Source organism: Rhodococcus jostii NBRC 16295, assembly GCF_001894825.1.
Taxonomy (GTDB): domain Bacteria; phylum Actinomycetota; class Actinomycetes; order Mycobacteriales; family Mycobacteriaceae; genus Rhodococcus_F; species Rhodococcus_F jostii.
In genome coordinates this window covers 36,102-58,706 of record NZ_BCWY01000043.1, presented here as the reverse complement: position 1 = coordinate 58,706, position 22,605 = coordinate 36,102, and the positions used below count along the sequence as shown (strand labels likewise).

18 protein-coding genes are annotated in these 22,605 nt (G+C 68.0%); 14 read left to right on the top strand and 4 right to left on the bottom strand.

From position 1 onward, the window contains the following. Nucleotides 1–15 precede the first annotated feature (15 nt). The 3 genes from RJ1_RS25830 to RJ1_RS25820 form a co-directional block, all read right to left on the bottom strand. On the bottom strand, nt 16–1,080 hold the full coding sequence (locus RJ1_RS25830; RefSeq protein ID WP_073365219.1) for an iron-siderophore ABC transporter substrate-binding protein: 1,065 nt from the start codon (nt 1,078–1,080) through the stop codon (nt 16–18). Then, nucleotides 1,077–8,189: a non-ribosomal peptide synthetase gene (locus RJ1_RS25825; RefSeq protein WP_073365217.1), complete on the bottom strand. Its 7,113-nt coding sequence runs from the start codon at nt 8,187–8,189 to the stop codon at nt 1,077–1,079. Before RJ1_RS25825 ends, RJ1_RS25830 begins: the two co-directional genes overlap by 4 nt. 136 nt (nt 8,190–8,325) lie before the next feature. Next, nucleotides 8,326–8,973 (bottom strand): isochorismatase family protein, encoded by a 648-nt coding sequence (locus RJ1_RS25820; RefSeq protein ID WP_073365215.1) that lies wholly within the window; start codon nt 8,971–8,973, stop codon nt 8,326–8,328. 226 nt (nt 8,974–9,199) lie between these two features. Between RJ1_RS25820 and RJ1_RS25815 the strand changes: the two genes are divergently transcribed. Genes RJ1_RS25815 through RJ1_RS25795 form a run of 5 tightly spaced genes read left to right on the top strand, consistent with a single transcriptional unit; the run spans nt 9,200 to nt 12,785 of the window. Then, nucleotides 9,200–9,796, top strand: a complete 597-nt coding sequence (locus tag RJ1_RS25815; protein ID WP_073365213.1) for a DUF4178 domain-containing protein — start codon at nt 9,200–9,202, stop codon at nt 9,794–9,796. Then, nucleotides 9,793–10,299, top strand: a complete 507-nt coding sequence (locus RJ1_RS25810) for a DUF2617 family protein (protein ID WP_073365211.1) — start codon at nt 9,793–9,795, stop codon at nt 10,297–10,299. The genes RJ1_RS25815 and RJ1_RS25810 overlap by 4 nt, the downstream gene beginning before the upstream one ends. Continuing rightward, on the top strand, nt 10,287–10,709 hold the full coding sequence (locus RJ1_RS25805) for a DUF4247 domain-containing protein (protein WP_073365209.1): 423 nt from the start codon (nt 10,287–10,289) through the stop codon (nt 10,707–10,709). The genes RJ1_RS25810 and RJ1_RS25805 overlap by 13 nt, the downstream gene beginning before the upstream one ends. Nucleotides 10,710–10,737: 28 nt before the next feature. Continuing rightward, nucleotides 10,738–11,208 (top strand): DUF350 domain-containing protein, encoded by a 471-nt coding sequence (locus RJ1_RS25800; protein WP_073365207.1) that lies wholly within the window; start codon nt 10,738–10,740, stop codon nt 11,206–11,208. A gap of 5 nt (nt 11,209–11,213) precedes the next feature. Continuing rightward, on the top strand, nt 11,214–12,785 hold the full coding sequence (locus tag RJ1_RS25795) for a polyamine aminopropyltransferase (protein ID WP_073365205.1): 1,572 nt from the start codon (nt 11,214–11,216) through the stop codon (nt 12,783–12,785). A 43-nt stretch (nt 12,786–12,828) separates the two neighbouring features. Here RJ1_RS25795 and RJ1_RS25790 read toward each other — a convergent pair whose 3' ends face one another. Then, entirely contained in the window at nt 12,829–13,497 is a 669-nt protein-coding gene (locus RJ1_RS25790; protein WP_174695018.1) for an IclR family transcriptional regulator, read from the bottom strand. Between the two features lie 208 nt (nt 13,498–13,705). On the opposite strand from RJ1_RS25790, the gene RJ1_RS25785 reads away from it, so the two are divergent. The 9 genes from RJ1_RS25785 (at nt 13,706) to fahA (ending at nt 22,584) form a co-directional block, all read left to right on the top strand. Beyond that, nucleotides 13,706–14,137: a nuclear transport factor 2 family protein gene (locus RJ1_RS25785; protein ID WP_073365201.1), complete on the top strand. Its 432-nt coding sequence runs from the start codon at nt 13,706–13,708 to the stop codon at nt 14,135–14,137. Between the two features lie 65 nt (nt 14,138–14,202). Further along, on the top strand, nt 14,203–15,039 hold the full coding sequence (locus tag RJ1_RS25780) for an SDR family NAD(P)-dependent oxidoreductase (RefSeq protein WP_073365198.1): 837 nt from the start codon (nt 14,203–14,205) through the stop codon (nt 15,037–15,039). Then, nucleotides 15,032–15,817, top strand: coding sequence for an SDR family NAD(P)-dependent oxidoreductase (locus RJ1_RS25775; RefSeq protein WP_073365196.1), 786 nt, complete (start codon nt 15,032–15,034; stop codon nt 15,815–15,817). Before RJ1_RS25780 ends, RJ1_RS25775 begins: the two co-directional genes overlap by 8 nt. Beyond that, entirely contained in the window at nt 15,814–17,244 is a 1,431-nt protein-coding gene (locus RJ1_RS25770) for an FAD-dependent oxidoreductase (RefSeq protein ID WP_073365194.1), read from the top strand. Before RJ1_RS25775 ends, RJ1_RS25770 begins: the two co-directional genes overlap by 4 nt. A 9-nt stretch (nt 17,245–17,253) precedes the next feature. Further along, on the top strand, nt 17,254–18,603 hold the full coding sequence (locus tag RJ1_RS25765) for an MFS transporter (protein ID WP_073365192.1): 1,350 nt from the start codon (nt 17,254–17,256) through the stop codon (nt 18,601–18,603). A 62-nt stretch (nt 18,604–18,665) separates the two neighbouring features. Then, nucleotides 18,666–19,220, top strand: a complete 555-nt coding sequence (locus tag RJ1_RS25760; protein ID WP_073365190.1) for a MarR family winged helix-turn-helix transcriptional regulator — start codon at nt 18,666–18,668, stop codon at nt 19,218–19,220. 132 nt (nt 19,221–19,352) lie between these two features. Then, entirely contained in the window at nt 19,353–20,552 is a 1,200-nt protein-coding gene (locus tag RJ1_RS25755; protein ID WP_073365188.1) for a homogentisate 1,2-dioxygenase, read from the top strand. Further along, nucleotides 20,549–21,406 (top strand): hypothetical protein, encoded by an 858-nt coding sequence (locus RJ1_RS25750; protein WP_073365186.1) that lies wholly within the window; start codon nt 20,549–20,551, stop codon nt 21,404–21,406. The genes RJ1_RS25755 and RJ1_RS25750 overlap by 4 nt, the downstream gene beginning before the upstream one ends. Then, nucleotides 21,403–22,584: a fumarylacetoacetase gene (fahA, locus tag RJ1_RS25745; protein WP_073365184.1), complete on the top strand. Its 1,182-nt coding sequence runs from the start codon at nt 21,403–21,405 to the stop codon at nt 22,582–22,584. Before RJ1_RS25750 ends, fahA begins: the two co-directional genes overlap by 4 nt. Nucleotides 22,585–22,605 lie beyond the last annotated feature (21 nt).

Sequence of the window (22,605 nt, the reverse complement as noted above, 5' to 3'; positions counted from 1 at the left end):
GCTGTCAGGTGGAAACTAGCTGGCCTGAGCGTTGTTTGCGGCCTGCGACAGCTGCGGGAGCAGCTTGTCCAGCAGCCACGGCACGCTGAGCACGTTCGGCGAGCTCGACGCGAACACCAGCGGCGGATCGGTCAGACCCACGTAGGAGTTGTCGCGCACGGCCTTCATCCCGGCGAACAGCGGGTTCGACTGGACCTCGTTCTGCAGCTCGGGTGACAGGTACCAGGCGAGCAGGACGTCCGGGTTGTACGTGGGCAGCAGTTCCAGGCTGACCGGGGCGGCGAACTTGGTCTGGTCGCTGCTCTCACGCAACTGCTGGGCGAGCGGGTCGACGGTGAAACCGAGGCTCGCGAGCATCTTCAGGCGAGGATCGGTGTCGAAATAGAAGTTGTACGATCCCGGCTCGGTGCCGCTACCGAATGCGACCGTCTTCCCGGCGAACTCGGGGTGCTGCGACTTCGCCTGCGCGAGGGTGTCCTGCGTCTGCGTCACCAGTGCCTCGGCCTGAGCCGAACGACCGAGTGCCTTGCCGACGGTGGTGATCTGGTCTTCCCAGCTGGTCGCCCAGCGACGCTCCGGGTACGCCACGGTGGGGGCGATGGCCGACAGCTTGTCGAACTGTTCCTGGTTGACGCCCGAGTGCACGGCCAGGATCACGTCGGGGTCGAGCGCCGCGATCTGCTCGTACGGCATCTCCTTGCTCGACGCCGTCAGCAACGTGGGCTCCGCGTTCGGGTCGAGCTGCTCGAGCTTCGCGCGCGACCACGGCAGCAGGCCGTCGTCGGTTCCCGTGTCCGACTTCATGTTCTGCACGGCGACGGGCACGACGCCGAGCGACAGTGCCGCGTCCTCGCTGCCCCAGCCCAGCGTGACGACCCGCTGCGGGGCCTCTGTGATCTCGGCCGTGCCGAGTGCCGACGGAATCGACACGGGGAAGGCCGACGCGTCGGCCTGTCCGGTGGCGGATCCCGCCGCGTCGGTCGAGTCGGAACTGGACTCGCTGCAGGCACCCGCGAACAGCGCGGTTGCCGCCATCATCACGATTCCGGCTTTACGCCAGTATCTTCCGGACGTTTTCATCGATCTCCCTGTTCTTTGTTGATGGGGTTCATGCGCGAGCCGAACGAGGCGAGGGCCTCGTTCACGACGGAGCCGACTTCGCCGATCCAGCGGGGCTGAGTCATGTCCTTGTGCTCGCAGTCGAGGTCGTGGTTGACGATGGTGCCGGTCAGGAAGGGCTGCCACAAGTCGTACGTCGCCGCGGTGGCAGGATTCCTGGCCGCGGTGAAGAAGAGCATGTCGGAGTCCACCACGATCTGTGAGGGTTCGGATTCGAGGCGCACGGCGTTCGCGAAGTTGTCGATCATCGCGGCCGGTGTGTGCTCGTTGATCCCGGCGAGGGCGCTGCCCTCGCCGCGCAGGATGTCGATCACCTGCTGCCGGTCGAGTCCATCCGCGAGGAGCGGTTCCGGGTCGTAGCCGACCATGTAGAGCAGCGCGGCGAGCGCGTCCTGCTCCGTCGGCATCGAGGCCCACGCGTCCGACGGGAAGGAGTCGAGCATGACGAGCATGCCCAGTTCCTCCCCCTGATTCTGCAGGGCACCGGCGATGGCGTGCGCGACGACGCCGCCCAGCGACCATCCGAGGAGGTGGTACGGGCCGTGCGGCTGTACCGTCCGCATGTGCTCGATGTACTCGGCGGCCATGTCCTCGAGCGTCTCGGGCGGCCGCTTTGACGTCGACAGGTTCGACGCCTGCACCCCGTACAGCGGGTAGTCGTCGTCGATGTGCCGCAGCAGACCCGAATAGCCCCAGCTGATTCCGCCGGCGGGGTGGAAGCAGAACACCGGCGGCTTCGACCCCTCGGTGCGGAACGGCAGCAGGATGGCCAGTGCGTCGGCGTCGTGATCGTCGTCGAGGCGCCCCGCCAGCTGGGCGACGGTCGGCGCCGCGAACAGTGATGCCACCGTCGCGGTGACGGACAGGCGGGAGGATATCGCGCTCATCAGCCCGGCCGCCATCAGCGAGTGGCCACCGAGGTCGAAGAAGCTGTCGTCGATGCCGACCCGCTCGATCCCGAGCGCCTCCGCGAACAGCTGGCACAGCACCTCTTCGCGCGCCGTGCGCGGTCCGCGCTCGGACACCTGCAGTGACAGGTGCGGAACGGGAAGCGACGACTGGTCGAGCTTGCCGTTGGGGAGGGTCGGGAACTCGTCGACGGCGATGAACGCGGCCGGAATCATGTAGTCCGGCAACCGGCTTGCGGCACGGCGGTGCAACTGGTCGGGGTCGATCCGCCCGCCGGGCACCGACGTGGCGTATGCGACCAGCCGCTGATCGCCGGGGCGGTCCTCGCGGACCACGACGACGATGTGCTCGACATCCGGGTCGCCGGACAGCACGGCCTCGATCTCGTTGAGCTCGATGCGGAATCCGCGCACCTTGACCTGCGAGTCGGCCCGGCCGGTGAAGTAGATCTGGCCGTCCCGGCCCCACCACACGACATCCGAGGTCCGGTACATGCGGCCGCCCGGCTCCGCGAACGGGTCGGCGATGAACCGTTCCGCGGTCTTGGGGCTCTGGTTCCGGTATCCCCGGGTGACGCTGTCGCCCGCGAGATACAGCTCACCCGACACGCCCGGTGGCACCGGCCGCAGCGCGTGGTCCAGGACGTAGGCGTGCTTGCCCGGGTCGACGACGCCGATGGGGACGGGACCTTCGTGTCCCGGTTCGACGAGGGCCAGTGTGGCGTTGACCGTGCACTCGGTGGGTCCGTACGCGTTGAACAGCCGGCGTCCGGGTGCGTACCGCTCGATCAGCTGGGGGGTGAGCTTCTCGGCGCCGAGCATCAGGTCGACGCCGTCCGGGATGGGATGCTCCGGTGGGAACGCGGCGGCGAAAGACGGTGGCACACCGACGAAATTCACGTCGTGTTCGTTGATGACGCGGGCGAGCGGCTCACCGGGAACACGATCGGCGTCCGTCGCGACCACCAGCGTTCCGCCCGACAGCACACCCCACATGATCTGCCAGAACGCGAGGTCGAAGCTGATGGACGAGAAGTGGAGCGCACGGGTGCTGTGGTCCATGCCGATCACGTCCGACTGCAGCGACAACAGGTCCGCGATGCCCAGGTGGGGGACGACGACGCCCTTGGGCACGCCCGTCGAACCGGACGTGTAGATGAGGTACGCCGCGTCGTCGAGGTGCAGCGGCCTGCTCCGGTCGGCGTCCGTGGGCGTGGTGACCGGCTGGGCGTCGAGCAGCGCCTGCAGGTCCGGATCGTCCAGGTCGAGGAGCGGTACGTCGGTACCCAGCGGAGTGCGGTCGGGCACACCGACGGAGGACGTGAGGATCGCGACCGGGGTGCCGTCGGCGAGCATGTGCGCGATCCGGTCGGCCGGGTACGTGGGGTCGACCGGAAGGTACGCGGCACCGCTCTTGAGCACCGCGAGAACACTGACGATCAGCTCGGCGGAGCGGTCGAGGGCGAGCGCGACCACGTCGCCGGGGCCGGCGCCACGCGAGATCAGCAGGTGGGCGATCCGGTTCGCCCGCTCGTCGAGCTGCCGATAGGTGAGGGAGACCGCCGGCCGCACGCTCGCGCCGACAGCGAGGGCCTCGGCGTCGGGTGTCGACGCCACCTGCGCGGAGAAGTACTCGTCGAAGGTGCGCGCCGGGATGGAGTGCTCCGCGTGGGACCAGTCACCGAGCACCCGTTCCCGCTCCTGCGGGGTCAGGATGTCGAGCCGGGCGATCGGGTGCTCGTGGTTCTCGACGAGCCGCTGGATCACGACGGCGAGGCGGTCGGCGAGGGATTCGACGGTGGCGGCGTCGAAGAGTTCGGTGGAGTACTCGAACGTGACATCGACTCCGCCGCTGTCCGGACGCTCCTGGAAGCGCAGCGCCAGATCGAATTTCGCCGACGTCGCGTCGAGCATCCGCACGGCGGCGGTGGTGCCGTCGAACCGCTCCTGCGCGCCGTCCTGCTTCCAGTGCGAGAGCATCACCTGGAACAGGGGGTGGCGGGCCGAGGACCGCGGGGGATTGACGAGCTCCACGATGCGGTTGAACGGCACGTCGGAGTGGTCGACGGCGTCGAGATCGACGGCCCTGACCCGGTCGAGCAGTTGATCGAACGTCGGGTTGCCCGACACGTCGGTGCGCAGGACCACCGTGTTGATGAAGCAGCCCACCATCGCGTCGAGATCGGGGTGACTGCGACCGGCGACGGGCACGCCGAGCGCGATGTCCTCTCCGGCGCCCAGCCTTTCGAGCAGCACGGCCACCGCGGCGTGGACGATCATGAAGAAGCTCGCTCGACGCTCGGCGGCGAGCGAGTCGACCGCCGCGTGCAGCGCCGGCGACAGCGTGCGGTGGATGCTCGCACCACGGTTGGTGGGCAGGGCCGGTCGCGGACGGTCGGTGCGCCATCCCAGTTCGAGCGGCAGACCGGCGAGTTGCTCACGCCAGTAGCCGAGTTGGCCGGTCAGCAACGGGGTCGCGTCGTCCGGGCCCGCGCCGATGCGCTCGCGTTGCCACACGGCGACGTCCGGGTACTGCAACGGCAGCGGTGTGAACTCCGGTGCCCGGCCGGCGCGACGGGCGTTGTAGGCGAACGCGAGATCGTCCAGCAGCTTCGACTGGGACCATTCGTCGCCGATGATGTGGTGCATCAACAACACCAGCGTGTGCTGCGGTTCGTACAGCACCGCACGCAGCGGCGGCTGCTCGGTGAGCCCGAGACCCACCGTGGTCATCGCCGCGATGTGTCCCTCGATGTTGCCGACGTTGTCGACACGTTCGAGCCGGACCTTCGCATCGGCGGCGGGGAGCACGACCTGGTGCGGCATCGAGTCGACGAGGGGAAACACCGTCCGCAACGACTGGTGCCGGGTCACGACGTCCGCGAGCGCCGCCGACAGGGCTTCGGGTTCGATGCCTTCCCCGAAGTCGACGGCCAACGCCAGCAGGTACGTCCCGCCACCGGCCGCGCTGTCGAGGAACCACAGGCGTTCCTGCGCCGGTGACAACGGCACCGGCGTTTCTTCGGGGAGGTCCCGCGGGGACGGCCTGCTCGCCGCCACCCGCTCTCCGGCGTCCTCCAACCGGGCGGCCACCGCGGCCACGGTCGGATTCTCGAAGATCGTCGCGACCCGCAGCGCGACACCGAGTTCCGCGGTGATCGCCGACACGAGGGCGGCGGCGAGGAGGGAGTTGCCGCCGAGCGCGAAGAAGTCGTCGTGGACGCCGACCTGCTCGGCGCCGAGGACGGAGGTGAACACCGGAAGGATCCGGGCCTCGGTTGCGGTCCGCGGTGTGTCGCCGGCCTGCCCGAGCCACCGGGGGGCGGGCAGCGCGTCCTTGTCCACCTTGCCGTTGTGGGTCAACGGCAACCGGTCGAGCGTCACCAGTGCGGACGGCGTCATGTATCCCGGAAGGGAGCGGACGAGGTGCGCCCGCACCTGCTCCTCGACGGCGTCGTGCTCGGCACCGGGCCGGGGCACGAGGTACCCGACGATCCGCTGGTTGCCGCCGGCCTGCTCGTGCACCGTGGCCACCGCCGCCTGCACGTCGGGAACCGTTGTCATGGCCGCGGTGATCTCGCCGAGTTCGACACGGTAACCGCGCAATTGGATCTGGTCGTCGATCCGGCCGTGGTAGTGGAGTGCCCCGGTCGCGTCATACCGTGCGAGGTCGCCGGTCCGGTACATGCGCGTCCCGCCCGGTGCGAACGGGTCGGCGACGAACCGGCCCGACGTCAGGTCGGGGCGCCCGAGGTAGCCCGGGGACAGTCCGGGTCCGGACACGTAGATCTCGCCGGTGACGCCGGGCGGCACCGGACGCAGGCCCGGCCCGAGGACGTAGGTGCGCAGGTCGCCGAGCGGAACCCCGATGTCCACGGCGTCGGCCGCGGTGACCTTCGTCGCGGTGACGTGCACGGTGGTCTCGGTGATGCCGTACATGTTGACGAGTTCGGTTTCCGCATCCGGTCCGGAGGCGGCGAACCAGGCGCGCAGGACGGCGGGATCGAGGGCCTCACCGCCGAACACGACGTACCGCAGTCGCAGCCGGTCGAACGAGTCCGCGCGAACGAGCGCGTCGACGAGGTGCCCGAATGCGGACGGCGTCTGGTTCAGCACGGTGACACCCTCGTCGACCAGCAGGGCGGCGAGGTCGGCCGGTGACGTCAGGGTGGTCTCGTCGACCGTGACGAGACGGCCGCCGTGCAGCAGTGCACCCCAGATCTCCCACACGGAGAAGTCGAACGCATAGGAGTGCAGCAGCGGCCAGCAGTCGTCCTCGGTGAACGTGAACCAGTCGCGGGACACCTCGAACAGCCGCATCACGTTGCGGTGCGGAATCGGAACACCCTTGGGTACACCGGTGGAGCCGGACGTGTAGATGATGTACGCGATGTCGTCCGCACGCACCGGGTTCTCGAGTTCGTGCACGTCCGCGTTGCGGACAATTTCGCCCAATTCGGCCTGCGCCGCGTCCTCCTCGATCCGGGGGAGGTCGCCGAGCAGATCGGCGGATCCTATTCCCAGCGACGGCTGCGCGTCGTGCAGGATGAACCGGGCACGCTCGGCGGGGGACGAGGGATCGATCGGCAGGTAGGTCGCGCCGCTGCGGAGGATCGCGAGGACGGCCACGATCAGGTCGGTGCCGCGGGGGAGGCTGACGGCGACGACCGTGCCGCGCCGGGCGCCGGCCGACCTCAGCTGCCGGGCCAGGGCGGCGCTTCGACGCGAAAGTTCGTCATATGTCAGATCGTTCACCGCGACCCGGTCGGGACGGCGGTGCGCCTGGGCGAGGAAGGCGGAGACGATGCTGTCGCTGCCGGGAAGCGCCGCACCGGTGATCCGGTCGAGGCCGGCCGCCGACCGCCACAGCTGCAGTTCGTCCGGGACACAGACGTCCACCACCGAGACGGGTTCTGTTGCCACGGAGATGCTTCGGAGGTAATGCGCGAAGCGGTGTGCGTGGACCCGGATCTCGGAGTCGCTGTACACCTCGGGGTTCCCGGCCCAGTCGAGCGTGAGTTCGTCCCCGGCGCCCGATACGGAGATCACCACGTCCTCCACCGGACCGGTGGCGAGTTGGTGCACCGCCCCGAACGTGGGACCGAACGCGATTCGGGCGGCGAACGGTTTGACGTTCACCACCGGTCCGCCGGTGACGTTGCTCCCGGCGTCCCGGACCCGCTGGAACGGGCGGGTGTCGGACAGTGCGGCGGCCACGCGGTCGATCACGTCGGCGAACGTCGGCTGCGAGCCGAGCGGAATGCGGAGCGGCACAATGTTGGTGGCTGTCACCGGCGACGTCAGCTCGATGCCCTGCCGAGCCAGAACCGGCACGCGGAGCCGGACTTCGTCAGCTCCCGTGTGGGCGCCGAGGTAGGTGGCCGCGGCCGCATAGACCGCCTCGGCCCACGTCGTCGCCTGCGCGGTGGCCGCCTCACGCAGGGTCTTCGCCACCGCGGGTTCGATCGCCAGTGTGCAGCGATGCGGGTCGGGGACGGGTCTGCGCGCGGTGTCGCTGAATCCGGCCGGACGGGATGCGTCGTGCGGCGCGACGATGTCGGGGGTCGCGGCATCGAATTCCTGTGCCGCCTGAACGTGCGCCCGCAACGACGGGAACTTGGCGGGCCGGGGGTCGGTGCCCGCGACGCGTGCCGCGTACAGCGCCGCCACGCGCCGGGTGAGCAGCGAGTACCCGTACGCGTCGAGCAACATGTGCGGGGCGCGGAGGTACCAGAGCGCACCGGCTTCGACCGTGATCAGCGCCGTGCGCACGAGGGGAGCAGGCGAGTCGAAGTCGAGCGGTGTGCGCACGTCGGTACGCATCCACTCCAGGGCAGCAGCCCTGTCCAGATCGAGACGTTCGAGTTCGGGCGCGCGGAGAGGATCGTGCACCTGGATGACGTCGGACGAATCGGCACCGGGTTCGGCCTCGAAGCGGACCGCGAGCACCTCGGCCTCCCCGATCACCGTGCGCACCGCCGCGGCGAGAGCCTCGACGTCGACCGGGGCGGCGACCTCGACGTACTCGGCCGTCGTGAAGGCCGCCCGGGTCGGGTCGAGATGGTGCCCTGCCCACAGTTCGCGCTGGGCGGCGGTCAAACAGACGTCGACCGTGTCCTCCCCGGACAGCGGGGTGGACGGCGACGATATCGAAAGGGACATCTAACAGGCGCTCCTGGTGCTTTCGGCTTTCGGGCTTGGGGCTTTCGGGCTCTCAGCTACTCGGCGTGTCAGGTTAGCCTAACCACATGGACGGTGGTGATCCGACCGCCGACGCCCACCGGGTCTTCGGGTCGGCTCAGCCGACTTCGAGCGGGGAGAGCGCGGAGACCAGCGCATCCGTGGTGGTCACCGTGCCGCAGCGCTTCGCCGCGTAGGTGAGGGCCATGAGGTGCTCGTCGCGGCTGAAATCCGCAGTCGCGTCGGAGACCAGGAAAGGCTGCACGTCCGACATGAACGCCTCGGCGGCACTCAGCATGCAGCCCATGTGCGCATACACGCCCGTCACGATCAGCTGGTCCCGACCGTGGTGGCCGAGCAACTGCCGGAGGTCGGTGCGCTGGAAGGCCGAATACCGCCATTTGGTCACCTGGATGTCGCCCTCGCGGGGTGCGAGCGGTTCGACCACCTGGGTGTCGCGACCCGAAGTCAGTCCGGGGCCCCAGAAGTCGGCGAGGATGCCGCGACGCGACGGGTGCTGGTCGCCCGGCTGCATCGTGTAGATCACCGGAATCCCGGCTTCCGAGCAGAGTTCGCGGATCCGGACCATGTTCGCCATGGCAGTCGACATCGGCTCCGACTGCACGTCGTATGCGTCGATGAAGTAGTTCTGCATGTCGTGGACCAGCAGTGCGGAACGCCGTGGGTCGAGGCGCCAGGACACCTTCGATTCGGGGACCTCGTGGATCTCCGGGATCGTGTAAGTCGAAATGGGCGGGATGGCCATAGGGTTCCTCACTGTCGGTGTTGGCGACGTCTGGACGTGTGCCGCGCGAATCTGGGTGAACGACGGCATGCTGCGCCCCCAGCTCTCGCGCATTTGGTTAGGCTAGCCTTTGCTATCTGCCTGTGCAATCGCTAGGTGTGCGGGTCTGCGGCGCACAGTAAGGTGACTGACCGGTGGGGGCCGGGTGCCGGCCTCCCGTGCCGGAGCCGCTGACCAGGGGAGACCGTTGACCACGCTGCTGTTACTGCTGCTGATCGTTGTCGTGATCGTGGGCATCGTGCTGATCCTGCGGAATCGGGCCGGCAAGAAGTCGGCTCCTGCCGGCCGGGTCGATCCGCTCGCCGACTACCCGGAGGTCTACGACCCGTACAAGATCGGGGTCGGCGACATCATCACGTACGCGGGAATAGACCACGTCGTGCGCGGAACGATCACCCTCGACGAAGAGGGCTACATCTGGCACGAACACCTCCTCGACGGGTCGACCGGACAGCGGTGGCTGACCGTCGAGAACGACGAGGGCAACCTCGACATGACGCTGTGGATGCGCCGCGAGGGCACGGGCCTCGAACCGAGTGGTGACGTGATCCTCGACGACCGGGTGCACCGGCAGATCGAGCGGGGCACCGCCTCGTTCACCGCGGAAGGCACCACCGGCACCGCACCCCAGGGCATCGTCGACTACGCCGACTACGCAACGGCCGACAAGACCGGGCTGCTGTCCTTCGAGCGGTGGGCGCGCACGCAGTCGTGGGAGGTCTCCACGGGCCGCGCCGTCACCCGGGGTGAACTCACCGTGATCCACTCCGGTCCGCCGCAGTGACGCTGCACGTCCTCGACGTCGAGTCGCGTGATGTGTCGGCCGAGGCCCTCGGTCTCGTCGTGAACGCCGAAACACCGCTTCCGCTGGCCGAACTCACCATCACCCACGGCGACGACACGGTGACGTTGGGGGTTCTCGGCGCGTCGCATGCGGTGACGGCGTCTCTCGCGGGCCGTCGGATCACCGAGCAGGTGTCGTGCGACGCGGTCCGGGCGGGCGGCAGGCCGCTGCCGGCATCCGACAGTGCGCGCGGGTACCGGTTCGACTCGACCACCGACGTCGTCGACCGCACCCACCTCGAGCAGACCGCCGACTGGTTGCGGCGCCAGGCCACCGAGGTGGACGGCTGGATCTGCGGGGCGTTCCCCGGCGACAACACCGCGCTGACCGCGCTCACGGCGACCCGCGACCCCTCGGGCGGATGGGCCTGGCGGACCTGGCATCTGTATCCGGGAGACAAGGGCGGGGTGATCGTGAAGACGCGAAGCAGGTGGCTGCCGTGAGTAGGCTCAGGTCGCGCGCGCAACTCGTGCCGATGCTGCTTCTGGTGCTGGCCGCGACCGCGTGTGGCGGCGGCGTCCGCGACTACATCGCTGACACCTACGCCCTGCAGAACACGGCGGGCGACGCGAAGACCTACACGTCCACCGACCCGGTGGGCACGACTGTCTCCACCATCGTCGCCGAGGAGGAACCGGCAGCGCGGAAAGCCGACGGCGGCAGCGAATACCTGCGCTACGACGACGACATCGTCACGGTCAGCGCCGGGCCGGGTGGGGGCAGCCTCGTCCGCGTCGAAGATATCGACGGCCGCTACCGCAGCGGTGGGTTCGCCTATCTGGGGCCCGGTTTCAACCCCGGCTCACCTGCGGGCGGCGCCAGCGGCAGCGGCGGATCCGGGAGCGCGAAATGACAGAGAACCTTCGAGTCGGGAGAAGTGCGTGAACACCACCTACACGGCGGCAGCAACGGAAATCGGCAGCGTCGACGTCGGACTGCTCGCCGTCGGCATGCTCGGCACCCTGGCGTACTTCGTCGTCGGCGTCGCCGTCCTCGGAGTCGGCTTCGCCGTTCTCGACCTCGCCACTCCCGGCAATCTCCGCCACCAGGTGTACGTCGACAAAAACCCCAACGCGGCAATCCTGCTGGCGTCGAACCATCTCGCCCTCGCCGTCGTCGTGGTCACCGCGATCCTCACCAGTTCCGACGGATTCGCGCAGGGACTCGCCGACTCCGCGGTCTACGGGCTCTTCGGGGTGCTGCTGCAGGTCGTCGCGCTGCGCCTGATGAACGTGCTGCTGCCGGGACAGCTCGTCGGCCTGGTCGGAAACCCGCAGATGTGCGGTGCCGCATGGGCGGTCGGTGCGAGCCTCTTCGCCATCGGCCTCGTGAACGCCGCCGCACTCACCTGATCGAAGTGACGACCACAGCGGCAGAGCCGAATTCCTCCACCACCCCGGCACTCAGCGGCAGGTCGAGGGCGTTCCTGCTCGCCGCCGTGGCCGCGTGCGCGGCGTGCGGGCTGATCTACGAACTGGCTCTGCTGACACTGTCGGTCAGCCTGACCGGTGGCGGGATCACCCAGACATCCCTGATCGTCGCGGGTTTCGTGGCCGCGCTCGGGGTGGGGGCGCTCGCCGCCAAACCGCTGCTCTCCACCGCGGCCGCGTCGTTCGTGGTCGTCGAGATCGTCCTCGGCCTCGTCGGCGGATTCAGTGCGGTGACGCTGTACGTGACCTTCACGTTCTTCGGTTCCAGCGCACTCGTTCTCGTGTTCGCCACCGCGCTCATCGGTGTGCTGGTGGGCGCCGAGGTGCCGCTGCTGATGACGTTGCTGCAGTCGGGCCGCAGCGACAACGACGCCGAGAGCGCAGGAAAGGTCCTGGCAAACCTCAACGCCGCCGACTACGCGGGCGCCCTCGTCGGTGGCCTGCTGTGGCCGTTCGTCCTGCTGCCCGTCGCCGGGATGATCCGCGGAGCCGCCGTCACCGGCATCATCAACCTCGTTGCCGCCGCGGTCGTGGCGCTGATTCTGCTGCGGTGGCAGTTGAGTCTGCGCACCCGACTGCTGGCGGTGGTGGCACTGCTCGTTGCCGCAGCGTGCATCGCCGTGCTGCTGGTGCGCGCCGACGGCATCGAAACCACGTCGCGGCAACGTCTCTACACCGACCCCGTCGTCGCCGCCGAAAGGTCGCAGTACCAGGAGATCGTGGTCACCGAGCGCGGGGGAGACGTCCGGTTGTTCCTCGACGGCGACCTCCAGTTCTCCAGCGTCGACGAGCACCGGTACACCGAATCGCTGGTGTACCCCGCGATGGCCGACGACCCGAAACGGGTGCTGATCCTCGGCGGAGGCGACGGACTCGCCGCACGCGAGGTCCTGCGACTGCCGTCGGTCGAGGAGATCGTGCAGGTGGAACTCGATCCCGCGGTCATCGAACTCGCGAACACGCGGCTGTCCGGGCTGAACAAGAGTGCGCTGCAGGACCCGCGCGTACACGTCGTCGTCGACGACGCGTTCCGCTGGCTGCGCGACGCACCCGACCCGGGATTCGACGCCGTCATCGTGGACCTCCCCGACCCGGACACCCCCGCGCTCGGGCGTCTGTACTCCACCGAGTTCTACGGCCTCGCCGCCGCCACCCTGAACCCGGGCGGACTGATGGTCGTGCAGTCGGGAAGTCCCTACTCGACATCGGACGCGTTCTGGCGCACCACGTCGACGGTCGCGTCGGCCGGTCTCGCCGTCACCCCCTACCACGTGCTGGTGCCCAGCTTCGGGGACTGGGGTTACGTCCTCGCCCGGCGCGGTCCCGAACCGCCGGCGCTGCGCCTGCCCCGCGACGCCCCCGAGCTCCGCTTCCTCGACGAGCCCACGCTCGCCGCGTCCGCGATCTTCCCGCGCGACCGTCCCCGCCGCGAACTCGAGCCCTCGACCCTCGACCGCCCCCGCATCGTCGACGACATGCGGAAGGGCTATGAGCGCTGACGCGCCCGTGAGTACTTGTTAACCGCGGGCGGTTAACAAGTACTCACAGGCTGAAGGCAAGTTTGCCGAGCGTGCGGGCGGCGTCGACGACCGCTGAGCCCAGCGCCTCCTCGTCGGGCATCTCGAAGATCGACACGCCCACGCTCGCGAGTGCATCGCCGCGACGGCCGGGAATGGCCGCGGAGACGCCGAGTACGGACGGGATCACCTCGCCGTCGGTGACGGCGTAGCCGCGAGCGCGGGCCACGGTCACCTCTTCGCGTTCGCCCTCGACCGCGGGGAGCGCGGCGAGGATCGCCAGTCCTGCCGAGCCCCGGTCGACGGGGTCGACCTGGCCGGGGCGGAACGCGACGTGCACTTTCGCGCTGCGCGGTTCCACCACCATGAGGGCCCGGACTTCCGTCGCGTTCTCACGGACGACGAGGTGCACGGTGGCCTGGACGGCATCGGCGAGCTCTTCGAGTACGGGTCGCGCCAGTGTGCGCAGATCCTGCTCGACGGGTTCGGCCAGGGTTACCAGTCCCGCGCCGAGGGTGACGCGCTTGAATCCGTCCTTCCGGCAGAGCCGATGCGCTTCGAGGGTGCGGATCAGCCGATGCGCGACGGTGCGATGGACGCCGATCCCGTCGGCGATCTCCGTGACGGACAAGCCGTGCGGATGGGCCGTCAGCAACTCGAGAATTTCGAGCCCGTGGTGGAGAGTTTTGGACATCCCCGAATCGATCTGAACTGCGCTTTTGCGTGAAAGTTCCCGCGGCCGTTCGTGGGTCGTGCTCACTGTCTTGCCCACCCTCCTTGACGTCTGTGAGGTGCGACACCTACTCTATCACCATATCGCACAGTGCGTGCGATTATCGCACAAATGATTCGAGTAGGGCAAGCGTCCGCGAGCACCACCAAGCGGATCCAGGGAGCACTTCATGAGCAGTAAGACCGGGGCTGTCGATGCCGTCACCGTCGCTCGGCTACATCAGCTGTACGGACGGCAGAGTCACCTCATCGACGGCGGCGACGCCTCCGGGTGGGCGCAGACGTTCACGGACGACGGCGAATTCCATTCCCCCAGTTACCCGGAGCCGGTATCGGGTACCGACGCGCTGATCGCGTTCGCCGAGCGGTTCCACACAGAGGCACGGGCCGCGAACGAGGTTCACCGCCACGTGATCACCAACGTCGTGATCGACGGGGCGGGCGACGCCGCCACCGTGCGGGCCTATCTGCAGATCGTCGCCACCTCGATCGGTGGTGAGTCGCGACTCGTGCGGATGACCACGTTCACCGACCGCGTGGTGCTGCGCGGTGACCGGTGGCGGATCGCCCGCCGTGACGTCCGGCGCGACGACACCGCGTAATGCCCGCTGTGCCAAGAAGGCATCGTGCCGAGAAAACATTTCAGATGACAGAGGAAGAGAACGCCATGACCGCAAGTGCAGACCAGGCCAACCCCGGCCGTACCGTGACCGCGCAGATGACCGCGAGGTACCCCGAGATGGCGGGCAAGGTCGCGGTGGTCACCGGCGCGGCCCAGGGCATGGGTGCGGCGTTCGCGTCCGGCCTCGCCACCCGCGGCGTCCACGTGGTCGCCGCAGACATCAACGAAGACCAGATGAAACTCACCGCCGAGGAGATCACGACCGCTCTCGCGTCGAAGTCCCTCGCCGATCAGCCGGGTACCGTCGTCGGCGCGCGGATCGACGTCACCAAGGCGGAGGCGCACGAGGCTCTCGCCCAGGTGGCGCTGAAAGAGTTCGGCCGCATCGACTACTGGATCAACAACGCGGGAATCTTCCCCTTCGCTCTGGCGGAGGAGATCTCACCGGAGCAGATCGGTGCCACACTGTCCGTCAACGTCGAGGGCGTCCTGTTCGGCGCTCAGGCTGCGGCACGCCACATGCAGCACGGCGGAGCGATCGTGAACATGTCGTCCGTGTCGGCGCTGCGGGTTCGCAAGGGCCGCGGCGCGTACTGCACGTCGAAGGCGGCGGTCGCGCATCTCACCGAGTCGCTCGCAGTCGAGTTCGGGGACAAGGGAATCCGTGTGAACTCCATCGCGCCCGGCTACATCGACACGGCGATGACCCAGTGGGTGCAGGACGACCCGGCCGCACTGAAGCACGCCCTCGACGTGGTCCCGCTGCACCGTCTCGGCTCGCCCGAGGAGGTGTTCGGTCCGCTGTTGTTCCTGTTGTCGGACAGCGCGCGTTACGTCACGGGGCACAGCATCGCCGTCGACGGTGGTTCGCGTCATGTCTGAGTCGGTGAACTACCCCGGCGTCGTCCTGATCACCGGAGCCGCCGGCGGTATGGGCGCCAATCATGCCCGGGCCCTCGCGGCCCGTGGAACGCACGTATGTATTGCCGACGTGGCGGACTGTTCCGCCGTCGTCGAGGAGATCACGGCGGCAGGGGGATCGGCGTCCGGTCACGAACTCGACGTCACCGATGCCGCTGCCTGGGCTCGGGTCGTCGACGAGATCCGGAGTGCCCGGGTCGAATTGGGTGGACTGGTGAACAACGCCGGTATCTCGCGCCGGCTGGAGTTCATGGACACCCCCGACGACGTCTGGGAACTGACCATGAGGATCAACCTCTTCGGGCCGTTCTACGGCATGAAGGCCGTCGCCCCGCTCCTGCGCGACAGCGGCGGCGGGTCCATCGTCAACATCTCCTCCATCTCGGGGCAGATCGGCTACTTCTCGCCCGCGTACTCGTCGAGCAAGTGGGGACTGACCGGGCTGTCGAAATCGGCCGCCGGGAATTTCGCCCGGTGGGGCATCCGCGTCAACTCCGTGCATCCGGGCCTCGTGGGCACCGCGTTGCTCGGCGGTGCAGACGAATTCGTCCGCGCCGCGGTCGACAGCATTCCCTTCGGTCGCATGGGCACCCCGGACGAGATCACGGATGCCGTCCTGTTCCTGCTGTCCGACCGCTCGACCTATATGAGCGGAAGTGAGGTCACCGTCGACGGCGGCCTCGTGTCCAACGGCCTGTACCACCGCATCATTGCCGAGACGGGAGCGAACCCTTCATGAGCAAAGACTTCGACGTCATCGTCGTCGGCGGTGGCGGAGCAGGACTTGCCGCGGCCGTCACCGCGGCCGAACAGGACGCCACGGTGCTGCTGTTCGAATCGGAGACCGAACTCGGCGGCTCGACGCAACTGTCGGCCGGACTGTTCACCGCAGCCGGCACCAGCGTGCAACGCGGTCTGGGCATCGAGGATTCCGCCGAGAAGTTCTTCCAGCACTACATGGACCTCAACCAGTGGATGCTGGCTCCGGGCCTGATCCGCACGTTCTGCGAGAACGCCGGACCGACCCTCGAATGGCTGATCGAACTCGGCGTCGAGATTCCGGCAGCCGTCTCCGCCAACGCCCACCAACCCGGCCTGTGCCAGGCCGGAGTCGAGGACGTCTGGCGGGGCCACGTCCCGAAAGACCAGGGTTACGGTCTGGTGCAGGTGCTCGACAAGGCGCGACGCACGCACGGTGTCGAGGCGATCCTGAACACAAGGGTGCAGAAGTTGATCGAGGAGGACGGCCGAGTCGTCGGAGTGGTCGCCGACGACATCGAGGTCCGGGCGGGCGCCGTCGTCGTCGCGTCCGGCGGGTTCGCGCAGGACCCGGAACTCGTCGACCGGTACTACCCGGTCGCGAACAACGCCGGCGACGCGCTGTTCGTGGTCGCCGCCCCCGGCAGTCGGGGAGACCACCTGCGTTTCGGTCAGGACGTCGACGCTGCCGTCACTGGCGACGGCTGGGGGCTCATGCTCCCGACCGTGTACTTCCAGCGGTTCCACCACTGGCAGTCCGGGTTCCCGCCCAAGTCGCGGGTGTACGTCAATCAGGACGGCCGGCGGTTCATGGACGAGGACGCCTCGTACGCGGTGTCGACGGGGATCATCGAGGCGCAGGGCGGAACCGCCTGGGTGATATTCGACGAAAAGGCCCGCGTGAATCTGGCGCCCGGTTACGCCGATTGGACACCGGATCGGATCGCCGACGAGGTGGCGGCCGGGCGCACGTTCCGCGCCGACGGCCTCGGCGACCTCGCGGAGCAGATCCGGGTGCCCGCCGACGCCCTGACAGCCACCGTCGTCCGGTGGAACGGCCAGCTGCCCGCCGGGGTCGACGAGGACTTCCTGCGGCACCGGACGCTCCGGAACAAGGGTTCGGAACAGAACCCCGACCCGATCGACGAGGGCCCGTTCTACGCCGCACAAATCCTTCCCGCCGAGCTCGTCTGTACCCACGCGGGTCTGGAAATCGACGGAAACGCCGCTGTCGTCGACGTGCGGGGACGCCCGATTCAGGGCCTCTTCGCAGCAGGCGAAGCCGGAGCAGGCATCCTGGGGCTCAGGTATGTCGGTGGCGGCAACGCGGTGGCCAACGCTCTGACCATGGGCCGTATCGCGGGCCGAAACGCGGCGAAGGCCGCACAAGGACCCCACCCCTCATAGGAGAAAGTCATGGGAGTTTCCCGCTCCGCTGTCCAGGACAGCGAAATCGGTGCGAGAACGTTGAAGAAGGTGTCGTACCGCGTCCTTCCCTTCGTGATGTTGCTGTACATCTTCAACTACATGGACCGCACCAACATCAGCTATGCGCAGTTGGGGATGCAGCACGAACTCGGCATCACGGTCGGAACGTTCGGCGCCGTGGCCTCGATCTTCTTCCTGGCCTACGTCGTGTTCGAGATCCCGTCGAACATGGCGCTGAAGAAGTTCGGTGCGCGCATCTGGCTCGCGCGGATCGCGATCACGTGGGGCATCGTCACCGTGATCATGGGCTTCGTCAACAGCGTCACCCAGCTCTACGTGGCCCGCATCGCCCTCGGTATCGCCGAGGCCGGTCTCTTTCCCGGACTGCTGCTGTACCTGACCTTCTGGTTCCGCTCCGGCGAGCGAGCGCGGGCCATCGCCATGATGGCCATGGCGCAGCCGATCGCCATGATCGTCGGTTCCTTCACCGGCGGTCTGATCCTCGACCACATCTCCTGGTTCGACATGAGCGGCTGGCGCTGGGTGTTCATCCTGCAGGGTGCGCCGACGATCGTGCTGGGCCTGATCGTTCTCGTCTACCTGCCCAACCGGCCGCGTGAGGCCAAGTTTCTCACCACCCAGGAATCCGAGTGGCTCGAAGGTGAGATCACCGCCGAGTACCAGGAGCCGGATACCCACGCGGGTGTGAGGGAACAACTCGGTGCGATCAAGAACCGGAAGATCCTGCACCTCGCCGTCGCGAACCTGTTCGCCGCGTGCGGGCTCTACGGATTCACGTTCTTCCTGCCGCAGATCGTCAAGCAGATGGATCCGAGCTACTCGGCCACAAACATCGGCTTCCTCGGCGCCGTGCCGTTCGTGGTCGGTGCTGTCGGAATGCTGCTGGTCAGCCGATACTCGGACCGGACGGGCGAGCGGAAGCTCTTCGTCATCGGACTGATGGTCCTGGCGGCGGTCGGGCTGTTCGGCACCATCCTCTTCCGGCACTCGCCGGTACTGGCGTTGACGTCGCTGTCGATGGTGGCGGTCGGGGTGCTCGGGTACATGGCGCCGTACTGGGCGATGGCGGCGCAGGTGCTCACCCGTGCCGAGACCGCCGTGGGTCTCGCGGCCATCAACACCATCGCCGCGATGGGCGGATTCTTCGGCCCCTATGTCATCGGAAAGAACGCCACCGCCGACAACGTCACCGTCGGCCTGTACTTCCCGATCGCGTGCCTGCTGATCTGCGCCGTCATGCTCGCGTTCCTGAAGATCCCGAAGAAGGACACAGAACCGGTCGGCGCGGCGCACGTGGCCACCTCAACTAGTTCATAGATATACTAAAAGCGACGGTGGCGGGCACTGGGCCCGCCACCCGCTCGCGATAGGGTTCCCCCATGACCGATGACGCAGCGCCGGCGCCCGTCGAGGTGCCCGACAGTCTCGACTTCTGGTCGTTCATCGAGTTGGCGAACAGGCGCCTGAGCACCGAATACGGTTCGACGCACGAACTCGCCACCCAGGTTCTGCTGACGTTGAACCGCGCGTCGAACGTGGTGACGTACGACCTGGAGTCGTCGATCCACCGGCCGCGCGGATTGTCGTGGTCGGCTTTCCGGCTGATGTTCGTGACGTGGCTGGCCGGGCCCATCGAGTCGAAGACGGCGGCCAAGCTCACCGGCATGAGTCGGGCCGCGGTCTCGAATCTCACGAAGACGCTGGTCAGTGGTGGTGTGATGGAGCGGACCCCGGACGAGCGGGACGGCCGTTCCGTCCAGTTGTCGCTCACCGAGAAGGGTCGCAGTGAGATCGGTGAGATCTACCGTGAGCAGAACGAGCGCGAGCATGCCTGGGCGAGTGTCCTCACCGAGCCGGAGCAGCGGATTCTCGTCATGCTGCTCGACAAGCTGATCACCAACCGCAGCCAGTTCGACGTCCGCGGCCGTAACTGACCCTGCACTGCTCCCGGATCCTGCACTGCTCGTGGATCCTGCACTGCTCCCGAATGTCTGTGCTTGCCATCACGCCCGTAAATTAGTTAATGTATTTACTACTACGGACACGCACTTCTAGGGAGGCCGGTCATGGCGTTCTATCGGCACGTGGGCACCATCCCGCCCAAACGGCACACCCAGCACCGTGACGACAACGGTCAGCTCTACTTCGAGGAGCTGATGGGCGAAGAGGGCTTCTCCTCCGACTCCTCGCTCCTCTACCACCGCCACATCCCGTCGGCGATCGTCGACGCCACGGTGTGGGAGTTGCCCGACCAGAGCACGACTCCCAACCATCCGCTCAAGCCGCGCCACCTGAAGCTGCACGACCTCTTCCCCGAGACGGTCTGGGCCGACACCGACGTGGTCACCGGACGCCGGTTGATCCTCGGCAATGCGGACGTCCGCATCTCCTACGTGGTCGCGGCCAAGGAATCGCCGCTGTACCGCAACGCGATCGGCGACGAGATGGTGTACGTCGAATCCGGTTCTGCCACCGTCGAAACCGTGTTCGGTGCGCTCGAGGCGAAGCAGGGCGACTATGTCCTGATCCCGATGTCGACCACCCACCGGTGGATCCCGCAGGGCCCGGAACCGTTGCGCGCCTACGCGATGGAGGCCAACAGTCACATCGTCCCGCCGAAGCGGTACCTGTCCCGGTTCGGTCAGCTGCTCGAGAACGCGCCCTACTGCGAGCGCGACCTGCACGGACCGTCCGACACGCTGCACGTCGAGGGCACGGACGTCGAGGTGCTGGTCAAACACCGCACGTCGCACGGGATCGTCGGCACACGCATGGTGTATCCCCAGCATCCGTTCGACGTCGTCGGCTGGGACGGGTGCCTCTACCCGTACACGTTCAACATCTCCGACTACGAACCCATCACCGGGCGCGTGCACCAGCCGCCGCCGGCGCATCAGGCGTTCGAGGGCAACAACTTCGTCATCTGCAACTTCGTTCCCCGCAAGGTCGACTACCACCCGCTGTCGATTCCGGTGCCGTACTACCACTCGAACGTCGACTCCGACGAGATCATGTTCTACGTCGGCGGAGACTACGAGGCGCGCAAGGGGTCCGGCATCGGCCAGGGGTCCATCTCGATCCACCCGGGTGGTCATGCGCACGGCCCGCAGCCGGGCGCGTACGAACGCAGCATCGGCGCCGAGTTCTTCGACGAACTCGCCGTCATGGTCGACACGTTCCGCCCGCTCGAACTGGGCGAGGGCGCACTGGCCTGCGAGGACTCGGGCTACGCCTGGACCTGGGCAGGACGGGGGCCGAAGCAGTGATCTCCCCGCTGTTCGCCGGTCTCTGCGACGACGCCGCCCTCTTCCCGCCCGGCAACGCGCCGCTGCCCGACGCCGTGCCCGCGCATGCCCGGCACCGGTCCGCGCGGTATGCAGACCTGGTCGGTCCCTTCGTCTTTCCGGTCGCCCGGCTGGACGAACTGACACCCGGTCCGCTCGAACTGAGCCTGACGCTGCCCGCCGGCCCCGCGACCCTCGCGCCCGCACTCGACCGCCTCGCGCAGATCGACGGTGCCACGGCGGTAGCCCTCGAGATCGCAGTGCCGGCCGAATGCTCGGCAGCGGAATTCTTCGCCGCGATGGACGCCGCCCAGACCCTGACTGCCGGTTTCGACGTGTTCGTGGAGGTCCCGCGCGGCGAACGACGGGGCGACGTCCTCGCTGCGCTCGCCGGTGGCCCGTTCGCGGCCAAGTTCCGGACGGGAGGCGTTGTCGCCGAGGCATATCCCGACGAGAGGGAACTCGCGTCCGCTCTGCACACCGCGGTCACGACGGGTGTCCCGTTCAAGGCCACGGCCGGATTGCACCACGCCGTGCGCAACACCGATCCACACACCGGATTCGAGCAGCACGGCTTCCTCAACGTGCTTCTCGCCACCCGGCACGCACTCGACGGCGCAGACGCCGACCGGGTAGCCGTCACCCTCGCCGAGCGTGACGGCGCACGCATCGCCCGTGAACTCGGCGATCTCCCGGCAGACGTCGTCGACGCCGTCCGCGCCGCCTTCCGATCCTTCGGCACGTGCAGCATCCTCGAGCCCCTCGAGGATCTCGTCGCACTGCACCTCGTGCCCGATACCGTCCTCGCCTCCGCAGATCAAGGAGCCCACGCATGACCGTCCTCGACATCCCCGCCGATTCCCTCTTCGGGTTGGAGAATCTGCCGTACGGCGTGTTCTCGACCGCCGACTCGTCCCCGCGGGTCGGAGTGCGGGTGGGAGATTCCGTCGTGGATCTCGCCGCCATGCTGGGCGACGACGTCTTCGCGCAACCGACCCTCAACGCCTTCATGGCGCAGGGCCGGGCGCGCTGGACCGAGGTCCGCCGGCAGATCACCGAACTCGTCCAGGGCGACCTCGCCGACACCGCGGTGTTTGCGGTGTCCGACGTGACCATGCACCTGCCGGTGGCCGTCGCCGACTACGTCGACTTCTACGCCTCCGAGAACCACGCCACGAACCTCGGGCGACTGTTCCGTCCCGACTCCGAACCGCTGATGCCCAATTGGAAGCATCTGCCGGTCGGCTACCACGGGCGGTCGAGCACCGTCATCGTGTCGGGCACCGACGTCGTCCGCCCGTGCGGACAGCGCAAGGCACCCGATCAGGACGCACCCGACTTCGGACCGTCCCGCCGCCTCGACATCGAGGCCGAGATGGGCTTCCTCGTCGGCGTCCCGACGAAGCTGGGGGAGACCATCACCCCGGACCAGTTCGCGGAGTACGTGTTCGGCGCGGTCGTCGTCAACGACTGGTCGGCTCGCGACATCCAGGCCTGGGAGTACGTGCCGCTCGGTCCGTTCCTCGGAAAGAGCTTCGCGACGTCCATCTCCCCGTGGGTGGTGCCGCTCGACGCGCTCGAGGCCGCCCGCATCGACACCCCGGTGCAGGATCCGCAGCCGCTGCCGTACCTGCGCGGCGAGGAGAAGTGGGGTCTCGACATCGACCTGGCCGTCGAATGGAACGGTCACGTGGTGTCCCGGCCGCCGTACGCGCAGATGTACTGGTCGCCGGCGCAGATGCTCGCCCACACCACCGTCAACGGCGCCGCTGCCAGCACCGGCGACCTGTTCGCGTCGGGCACGATCTCCGGTCCGGAGAAGGACCAGCGCGGCGCGTTCATCGAACTGACCTGGGGTGGGCAGGAACCTGTCGTCGTCGGGGACGAGAAGCGCACGTTCCTCGAGGACGGCGACGAGATCTCGATCTCCGCCACCGCCCCGGGCGCCAACGGCACCCGCATCGGCTTCGGTGAGGTGCGGGCCCGCATTGCTCCGCCTGTGAGTACTTCTTAACCGCGGGCGGTTAAGAAGTAC